This is a genomic window from Trichocoleus sp. DQ-U1 (genome assembly GCF_039961925.1).
GTDB lineage: Bacteria > Cyanobacteriota > Cyanobacteriia > Cyanobacteriales > FACHB-T130 > FACHB-T130.
The window spans coordinates 66308-76150 of sequence record NZ_JAMPKB010000026.1; the positions used below are offsets into that span (position 1 = coordinate 66308).

Below are 9843 nucleotides of genomic sequence, written 5' to 3' on the forward strand. Positions count from 1 at the left end.
ACGTCAGCGATCGCGCGGTTTCTCTAGATTTTGTCCTTTTTCCAGTCAAGTAAAGATTCGTTTCGATCCACAACGGATTCGATTTAGGAGGATCGCTGCAAACCACTAGGTAGAATTGTTCAGCCTTTGCGATATGATTGGGGTCATTAACAGGAAATTCTGTAGGTCACAAGACAGAGGGCAAGACGCTGTGATTAGAGTAGCGATCAACGGTTTTGGACGCATCGGACGTAACTTTATGCGATGCTGGCTGGGTCGGGAAAATAGCCATATAGAAGTCGTCGCGATCAATGACACTTCTGACCCAAGAACCAACTCCCACTTGCTGAAATATGATTCCATGCTTGGGAAGTTTAACGCTGATATCAGTTACGATGACAACTCCATCACTGTTAACGGCAAAACGGTCAAATGCACATCGGATCGCAACCCAGAAAACTTGCCCTGGAAAGATTGGGACATTGACCTGATTATCGAATCAACTGGCGTCTTTACCAGCAAGGAAGGGGCATCCAAGCATATAAAGGCTGGAGCGAAGAAAGTTCTGATTACCGCTCCCGGTAAAAACGATGACGGCACCTTTGTGGTAGGCGTCAACGATAAAGACTACGACCACGACAAGCACGTTGTGATCAGCAATGCCAGCTGCACCACCAACTGCCTAGCGCCTGTTGCCAAAGTGCTGCACGAAAACTTCGGCATTATTAAAGGCACGATGACCACCACCCACAGCTATACCGGCGACCAGCGCTTACTGGATGCTTCTCACCGGGATTTGCGGCGGGCACGGGCAGCAGCGCTCAACATTGTTCCCACTTCAACGGGTGCTGCCAAAGCAGTAGCTTTGGTGTTGCCAGAGCTGAAGGGCAAGCTGAATGGAATTGCTTTGCGGGTGCCTACTCCAAACGTTTCCGTAGTGGATTTGGTGATTCAAGTCGAGAAGCAAACCTTCGCGGATGAAGTGAACCAAGCGCTGAAAGCTGCTGCTGAAGGCCCTATGCAAGGCGTTCTGGAATATAACGAACTGGAGCTAGTCTCCAGCGATTATCGGGGTACCGATGCTTCTTCCATTGTGGACGCCAGTCTAACGATGGTTATGGGCGGAGACCTGGTTAAAGTTGTCTCTTGGTACGACAACGAGTGGGGTTACTCTCAGCGGGTTGTAGACTTGGCTGAACTGGTGGGTCAGAAGTGGAAAGCTTAAAAATGCTGAAAGCTTTGGCTTAGGGTGAGTTTTTGGTCGGGATAGACGCCGGTAGAGTCTCCTAACAAGACGTTTGAGCCGGTAGTAATTTTCCCGACCACAGCGGCTCCTTTGCCCAGTCGTTTGATTAACGCTTGGGCTTTTTCTAACGGTAAGCACAGCACCAGTTCAAAATCTTCACCACCGTATAAGGCCCAATTCAGAGCTTGCTCGGCAGGCACGAGCTGAGTAAGGGCATGAGAAAGGGGAATTGCGCTGCGCTCGATATAGGCACCCACTTGGCTGCACCGGCAGATTTGCACAATGGCGTCTGCTAAACCGTCGCTGCTGTCCATGCCAGCCACTGAAATTTGAGATTTTAGATTTTGGATGTGGGATGGAAAATCTAAAATTTCCCACAAAAGCGGCAACACATCTAGCCTAGGTTTGGGACGCTGGTGAGCTTCGATTAAAGATGCCTTGTCAGTTTCACGGAGGCGTTGACCAAACTCTGGATGAAGCAGTAATTCTAGACCAGCTCGTGAGGCTCCGTGAACGCCAGTGACGACAATGGCATCCCCTACCTGAGCATTTGAGCGCCGAAGGATCTGAGTTGGGGAAGCTTGACCAAAGGCGGTAATCGCGACGGTAATCACCGATGAGCGGCAAATATCGCCGCCGACGATCGCTGTATTGTATTGTTGCAGGCATTCGGTGAGTCCCTGATAGAGTCGCTCAACCCAGGTGACAGGTGTATCACCCGTGACACTCAAACCTACAGTAATGCCCAGAGGCAGTGCCCCCATTGCGGCTAGATCGGATAAATTGGCAGCAGCAGCACGCCAGCCAGCGTCTTCTGGGGAAGTGGTGCGATCGCTAAAATGAGTTCCATCTACCAGTAAATCGGTTGTCACTACCAATTCTTGACCAGGCTGAAGGGTCATCACCGCCGCATCATCCCCCACAACTTCCGGCGGACAAAAGCGCTGCAATCGTTCTAATAAACCTTGTTCTCCAATATCTCGAATTTTCATGCATCTAAACTATTCAGTGTCTGATAGTTTAGCGGCTAGAAGAAACGCGATCGCTAAAATCGACTTATCCAGCAACATATCTGTCGTAGCTACCAGCAATTGTCCAAGCTCAGTCTCAAAATGACATTATCTGGCGTTTGGCAGTCTACCTCACCCGCAATCCTTTCTAAATTGGCAAAAAATCGGGACTAGAAGCCTTGTTCAGCATCTAATCCCGATTAATATATGCATTGTTTAAAACAATGGAGAATTAGGACTTAGCAGCTTGGCGGCGGCGAGAAACCACTAAAGCACCTGCTACCATTCCTAAACCTGCAAGGCTTGCTGGTTCAGGCACGCTCACGTTTTGAGCGGCTACCTTATAGTCAGGCCCGTTAAAGCCCTTGTGGCTTGTCAACCGGAGACCTACAGCCTTCTGTGTCCCTTTCAGACCTAAAGAACCAACCTTCTGATTTTCGTTGATTTCTTTGGTGTTGATGCTGTACCCAGCATCCTTCCACATGTCTCTGGTAATCTTGAACTTGTCTAGCACGTTGCCAAATTTATCCAGGGACTCAACGAATAAATCGCTGTTTCCAGGGCCTGGATCGTTCGCAGTAAGAGCGTTACCTCGTTCCCAGAAGAAGAATGTGTCTGTTGCCTTCCCGAAGAAAACTTCGATTATAGATGTTCCATAGTCGTCTTCAGTGTCAATGATGCTGTTGAGGTTCAAGTTGCCTAAGCTAGCAACGATATCAGCAGCTGTGGGGTTTTCCTTTTTAGGACCCTCTGGGAGATAAGGGTCGCTGACTGTACCATCTCCGTGGTCGGAACTGCCGGGGCCAGTTTTTACCAGGTCATTTTGGATGATTTTGGCACCTGTAACTAGCGAGAAGTCTTTGAGCGTCTTGGAACCAAAAGTAACTGCTTCTAGCTTGATATCCTTTTTGGGGTCAGCAGGATTTGGAGAAAAGGTGGTGCCAAAATCAAATGGAGCGAAAGCTTGAGCTGAAGTCGCGGAAAAAGCTAGAAGGCTGCCAGCCATTAAGCTCATGAAGGCTGAAGTCTGTTGAAGTTTCATCTGGTTCACCTTAATTGATCCGAAGTTCAAGATTTTTAATGTCCGCATATTTAGGGATTGAGCCGTGTTGCTATTTTTTTGTTGAACCTAGTAGTTTGCTTGAGTGATACGGATGAGTGCGTTGAAAACTACTTAAGCACCTGATGAACGAAGACCAATTACCTAAGAGATGACTCTAACTTTTAGTAGCAAACTCAGAAGACCGCGTAAATATGCTTGGCTTTGTTCTTCCTAATATAGGGAATCATTCGAGGGGATAGCAATCATTCGGACGTATCTTTACTGACTCTTTAACATCAGCCGTAGTTTCTCCAAAAACTTGTAAAGTTGGTGTGAAGTAAGGCTTTAGAAGCGCGAATATATATGTATCCGGATTTTTAACGATTAAATAAAAACAATTTTTGGAATTTCCGGGAAAATACGGTTTACTAATTTCATACCATTTAAAAATAAATTAAACATACGAAGAAACACTGAGACGTTAAAAATTTAAGTGCGGAAAATACTGAAAAATTAACTTTTAAACTTGCTAAAGCTAATAGTTATTACGAGAAAATACTTAAAAAATAAATGTGAAAACGGGCAAAGCCCTTTCCACGTTGGGGATAAACCCCTAGTTAAAGAAAGGAATGCTTCGCCCGTTTAATTTCCAGCCAAAAAAACGGATTGTATCAGACTATGGTAATTTTAGAGATACTTTAACCAGTTGTTTAAGCGGATTTTAAACAATTTTGTGCTTCCTGGGCTACTTGCTCGACTTCATCATTCGCTAAAGCTTCTAATGTTGAGCGTGCTTCTGCTCCACCTAGACGCTTGAGTGCTTGTACGACCCGGTAGCGAATCTGCCAATCCGAATGGGTGGAGTAGGGAACAATGAGGGGAACTGCACGCGGATCTCCCAGTTCTCCCAGTGAAGAGATAGCAGCAGTTTGGACTAATTCGTTCCCAGAGGTGAGGGCTTCTTCTAGTAGTTCAAACCCTCTGCTGTCGCCCATTTCTCCCAAAGCAGCAACAATGCTGAACTTAACGAGCCACTCTGGGGTTTGGTTGTAAACTTGCTGCAAGTCCTCAAAAGCTTCTTTTAACTGTAGCGCTCCCAAAGCATCAGCAGCGGCAGCTTGGACATCTGCTTCCGAGTCATTGAATAGGCGATCGCGCAAAACACTCAAAGATGTTTGCAAATCTTCTTGTCCCAGAGTATCCATCTGGCTGACAGCGGCATATCTAACGCGGGTGTTGCTGTCTGTCACGGCTGGTTGCACCAACTCAAACGCGATCGCCCTTTCCAGCTGGCGCAGCTGGTTAATACCGCGAATGCGATCGCCAAAATTTTCTGAACCCAGTAATTCTTTAACAGACTCAGGGGTAATGCTCATTATTATTTGATTATTGATTAGTTTTCAGTTGTCACTCGTTATGAGTCATTAGTCATGAGTCCTTTGCAGCAAACTCCCAATGACTAATGACCAAGATTAATCCACCTCAGATGCCATTGCCCGCACAATATCCCCACGGGTGAGGATACCAATCACCTGAGCATTTTTATCAATCACCGGCAAGCGGCGAACATTTCGCTCGTGCATCAGCGCCGCTGCTTCCCGTAAAGGTTTCTCGGCTGTAATGGTAATGGCATCGTGGGTCATTACTTCCCCAACCGTTTGCCCCAGAGACTTGTGCAGGTCTCGTTCAAAGGTGGCTGGATTTTGCAGGTAAATCACGCTGTCTAGAAACATGATGTAAGCCGGGGGAGTCACCCCTTTTTCTTGCCACATCAAGTCAGTTTCCGAGATAACGCCCACTAATTTGCCAGTTTGTTCGACTACTGGCAGACCGCTGATGTGTCGTTCTGCCAAGATTTGGATGGCCTCTTTGAGAGGCGTTTCAGGCCGTACCACGATAGGGTCGCGGCTCATAACATCGGCTACAGTTTTGGGCATACAAGGCTTAACTGCTGTCACAGGATAACTGGCTTAATTGTAAGGAATTGCAGGGATCAATTGTCCTTTGTCAGTTATCAGTTGCTGTTGACGAATCGCTAAAGTCGGTTTCGCAGTAGGTGCGGAGGATATGCGTACAGTTTGCGATCGCGCCTAAATGGGCAATCTCATAGCCGTGCGTGTTTTGCGTCGGAAACGCCAGACACGCAGCACGGGCGACATGACCGAACTTCATCGCAATTGAGCCATCGCTGCCAAAACCGCTCAACGTCGCCAATTGCACGGGGATCTTCAGATTTTTGGCAACTTGCCGCAACTGACGATTTAAAGCTTCATCGTAGATCCCGTAACCATCTTGGGAAAGCAGCACCGGCGCATTCCCATCAGCGATTGGGTATTCCGGAGCCAAAGGACAGATTTCCAGCGCAATCAAAGCATCTACACGCTGCTTCTGAGTAAAGTACATTGCGCCAATTGCCCCGACTTCCTCTTTCGCAGACGCCACTAGATAAATATCAACTGGAGGCTGTTTTACCGTTTCAGCCAGCGCTAACAAAATTGCGACAGACGCTTTATTATCCAGGGTGTAACTGGCAATCCAATCCTTCAACCGCACGGGACGCTTGCGATGCTTCCCGACTACCATGCGGGTTCCCGGTCGAATTCCCGCTATTTCTAATTCTTCGGAGGTGCATTTGGTTTCCACCCAAGCGTCTTCCCAGCGCACTGGTTTGTCTTCCTGCTGGGATTTTTGGGGAGATTCATGGGAGATGTGGCGCGATCCAAAAGATAGAATCCCGGTAATGGTTTGCTCATCTCCCAGTAAATCTACAGCGCCCTCGCCATAAACCCACGGAAATGCGCCTCCCAACCTGCGGACTTCCACCCGTCCCTCGTCGCCGACTTGTTTGACAATCCCGCCAATTTCGTCTTTGTGGGCGGTGATGGCGATGCCTCTGTCTTGCTTTTGACCGGCAATTTTCGCAATGATATTTCCGGCATTATCCTGCCAAACTTCGACTCCCAGCGCTTTAAATCGACTCATCAACAATTGGTCAATTTCTTCTTCCGCACCGCTGGGAGAATGGTGCAACACTAACTCTTCAATGGTGTTAAACAGATTGTCGTAATCCAACAAAGCCATGCCTAAAAGTATGAAGTGTGAAATATCAAGGATGAACGGTGAAATTTAGCCTGAATACGAACCTATTCATCCTTGAGTCTTCATCCTTTATACTTCAGTCTTGATTGAGCTGGCTTTCGTCTGTTGGCGTTGCAGCACCAAACCCGCGCCTAAAGCACCAAACGCTAATATACCGAACGTAGAAGCCGGTTCGGGAACGCTTTTCTGGGAGTCGGACACCAGTACAGGCGTCAGCGTTGCAGAGGCGGATTGTCTCAATAGCTGATTATTACTAGCGATCGCAGATGCCTGAGTCTGTTGCCCTAGCACTGAAAAGGCATATTTTCCTAATATCTTATGAGCAGTCGTCGTCGGATGGATGTTGTCCCAGAACAAAAACTTGTCTGCATTAACAGCACAGGCAATTAATTTGTCTAAACAAGCCTCAGTAACATTCCCCAAACCAAATTCGCTCGGATTAGCGATGACCCGATCGAATAGAGAATTAGCATCAAGGGGGATAATATTGATGCTGTCACCTAAGTTCTGGCTCAAACCATTGAGGCTTGCAGCTAAGCCGGAGTTATGAGTCGCCGTCAAGACGCTGAGGTTGGCTGAATTCGAGCTTGTCCGGGTGTCCGGAAGTTTCCCCAAATCTGGCAAGTTGACCACCATGATATTTTTAGCGCCGAATGTAGCAAGCGACGTTACTGCCGTCGATAAATTTCCGACTGGTATAGCAGCATTGGTTACGCCACCACCGATGTAGTCATTGCCACCCGCCCATACGATATATAACGCATCCGGATTAGCCGGTAAATTGGCTTTTTTGAAGTTATTAATCTGCTGCTGCAAGCCTGGTAAATTCAGCACTACGCTAGGAACGATATCGTTCAAGACGTTACTGTTTCCCGTAGTTGCACCACCGTAAGCCAGATTAATATTTGAATTGGAAGTTAATCCTAAATATTGGGCGAGATAGTCTACCCAAACTGGACCATTGGAAAAACGTCCATCAGAGTAAACCGGGCTTGGCGGAATATATCCTTTCGTAGCATCAAACAGATTTCCATCATCTGAAAGGCTGTCACCAAAAACATAAATTTCATTAAAATTCTGAGGCGATAAGCTTGCTGCTTTTACTGCTGTTGGCAACCCAGCGATCGCGCTGAGGGGTAACGCACTCACAAGAAATACTGCCCTCAGCCTAGAAAACACTTTTTGGAAGGACATTGTGTTTTTTCTGTAGTCAAGCTAGTGAATAAGTTTATTTGTCAATTAGTCTTTTTCTAAATTGCTATTTTATAGCTAAAAATTTTTCCCTCTAAAGATACATTTCTCTGCTATCACTCTTCTGCCATTCTAGGTAACAGACAATAGAAATTTTTACATTTGTAGAGGTATGGGAACGCCCAAGGCTTGTCATTCTCTAATTATATGAGCGGCAATTTCCGGTCGATCCCCCTATCTCCAGCTTGGAGATATTCTGCAATATTTATAGACTTCAAAGGTTAACGGTAAGATAATCATGCCAATTAATCTATTAGATGCGATCGCCACGATCCTATTGCCAATCTTGCCTATGTTTCCAATACAGGACTGGTTTGACATCATCCATCTTATCCCTTTTTTTGCGGTCGTTTATTTCATCAATTATTAGGATGATTAGGATAATTCCTCGCCCCTCTAAAACTTGTTAAATTAATTTAAATCATTGATAATTCAACCGCTCTACCTGCTGGGGGATGAGAAACCTTGCATAATTCCCTTTCTCTGCCAATTATTTTCACACAATAGTTTCCCTATTCAATTATCTAACATTTTTCTTGAGTTGAAGATATATCAGCACTTGCTTAAAATTATACTAATTACGTAAGTTATTAATAAGCTTATTCAATTCAGAAAATATATCATTTAAGGTCAAAAGTCCCTAAAAATTAAAAAGTATCAAGTGTAAACTATCAAGGATGAACGGTGCAGTTGACTTTAACAGGAACACCTTCATCCTTGAGTCTTCATCCTTTATACTTCAGTCTTGATTAAGCTGGCTTTTTTCGGTTTGCGCCGCCTCAGCGAACCTGCTCCTAAAGCACCGACTGCTAATACACCCAATGCAGAAGCCGGTTCCGGAACGCTTTTTTGAGGTTCAGATGCGGGTGTCAGCGCTGCAAATGCTAAGTCTGCCACTAGCTTATGACCAGCGGCTGTGGGATGGATGTTGTCCCAGAACAAATAACTGTCTGGGTTATCGCATATATCGTAGGTGGAATCTTGGGGACCCTCGTAGTTGGTTAGGCAAGAGTCAGTCACATTTGTGAAACCAAATTTCTCTTTATTTGCGATGACATTGTTAAATAAAGAATTGATATCGAGAGATTTGAGCTTGATTCCGTCTAATGACTTGCTCAATTCACCGAGACTATAGCTCAAGCCCGAGTTATGGAATTCGGTCAACTGGTTGAGACCGTTGGACACGGCAATACCGCCACTAAGACCAACAGGAGCCTTGCCCAAATCTGGTAAGTTAGCCACGAGGAAATTTCGAGCGCCGATTTTGAAAAGCGATGTTACCGCTGCCGATATATTCTTGACAGGCTCAGTTGGATCTGTAACGCCACCACCGAGGTAATCATTACCACCAGCCCATACTATATATAGAGCTTCTGAGTCAGCAGGCTGCTTGGTTACAGCCAAACCACTCTTAAAGAAATCGATCTCCGTTTGCAATCCCGGTAACGGACCAGCGACGTTTTTGGTTCCTGAGGTAGCACCACCGAAAGCGAAGTTAATACCGTTGCTAGAGTTAGCTCCTCCCGCAAGTTCAGTGACCAGAGCCGGAGCTAATCCCAACTTATTTGCCAGAGCATCTACCCAAATCGGGCCATTAGAAAAGCGTCCCTGATAGTAGGGTGGAGATTGGGGAGAGAATCCTCCTGTCAGATTGGACACATTGCCAGTATCGGAGAGGCTGTCACCAAAGACGTAAATTCTATCAAAGGATGCCGCTACTGCCTTAAGTGGCAATAGGAAAGAAAAAAGAACAAATCCTGTGGCTAGAATTTGTTTTTTCATAGTGATCTCTTTCTCCGTAGTTTCTGCTACATTTTTCCTAACTCTATAAACTTTTGTATAAAGTTCTTACAAACTTATCCCAAAATAGTGTGAAGTTTCTGTGAATTTAAAGCTAAATTAATTGAAAAAACACGGGGGGTAGCATTATAATTTATCTTTTAAAAATTTTATTAAATAGGTACTGACACTGCCTCGACCTACGCTTCTCAAGGGGGAGCTGTTGTATTCCAAAGAATGCGCGAAGCGATCGCTTATCTTCAGCAAGGACTTTGCCTAATTGCGATCGCTTCATTGACTGTTTTTGATTGTCAAGCTATTGATTAACGTCAGTTCGGGTTAAGCCGAAGGCAGCAAGTTGTGGTCAATGGCAATCGCTGGCTTCTTCGGTTGATGGCAGTAGGCAATCAATCCGCAGAGAATGTTGACTCTTCAGT

General features: G+C 45.8%; 8 protein-coding genes. 1 reads left to right on the top strand and 7 read right to left on the bottom strand.

Annotated features, from left to right (window positions below):
- The first annotated feature begins 190 nt into the window (after positions 1-190).
- Complete coding sequence (locus tag NDI34_RS13185; RefSeq protein WP_190410558.1) at positions 191-1204, top strand: type I glyceraldehyde-3-phosphate dehydrogenase; 1014 nt, start codon at positions 191-193, stop codon at positions 1202-1204.
- Here the strand turns inward: NDI34_RS13185 and thiL are convergent.
- The 7 genes from thiL to NDI34_RS13220 form a co-directional block, all read right to left on the bottom strand.
- Positions 1201-2217, bottom strand: a complete 1017-nt coding sequence (thiL, locus tag NDI34_RS13190; RefSeq protein WP_348232880.1) for a thiamine-phosphate kinase — start codon at positions 2215-2217, stop codon at positions 1201-1203. The genes NDI34_RS13185 and thiL overlap by 4 nt on opposite strands.
- 250 nt (positions 2218-2467) lie before the next feature.
- Positions 2468-3277, bottom strand: coding sequence for an exosortase-dependent surface protein XDP2 (locus NDI34_RS13195; RefSeq protein WP_190534954.1), 810 nt, complete (start codon positions 3275-3277; stop codon positions 2468-2470).
- Between the two features lie 710 nt (positions 3278-3987).
- Positions 3988-4653, bottom strand: coding sequence for a phycobilisome degradation protein NblB (gene nblB / locus NDI34_RS13200; RefSeq protein WP_190429129.1), 666 nt, complete (start codon positions 4651-4653; stop codon positions 3988-3990).
- A gap of 96 nt (positions 4654-4749) precedes the next feature.
- Positions 4750-5214: a CBS domain-containing protein gene (locus NDI34_RS13205; protein ID WP_190410554.1), complete on the bottom strand. Its 465-nt coding sequence runs from the start codon at positions 5212-5214 to the stop codon at positions 4750-4752.
- 70 nt (positions 5215-5284) lie between these two features.
- A complete protein-coding gene (locus NDI34_RS13210) occupies positions 5285-6358 on the bottom strand; it encodes a M20/M25/M40 family metallo-hydrolase (protein WP_348232881.1) in 1074 nt (357 codons plus the stop codon).
- A gap of 87 nt (positions 6359-6445) precedes the next feature.
- Complete coding sequence (locus NDI34_RS13215) at positions 6446-7525, bottom strand: SGNH/GDSL hydrolase family protein (RefSeq protein WP_348232882.1); 1080 nt, start codon at positions 7523-7525, stop codon at positions 6446-6448.
- Positions 7526-8359: 834 nt separating this feature from the next.
- The gene (locus NDI34_RS13220) at positions 8360-9409 is read right to left on the bottom strand and encodes an SGNH/GDSL hydrolase family protein (protein WP_348232883.1); all 1050 of its coding nucleotides are present in this window, start codon (positions 9407-9409) and stop codon (positions 8360-8362) included.
- Positions 9410-9843: the final 434 nt, after the last annotated feature.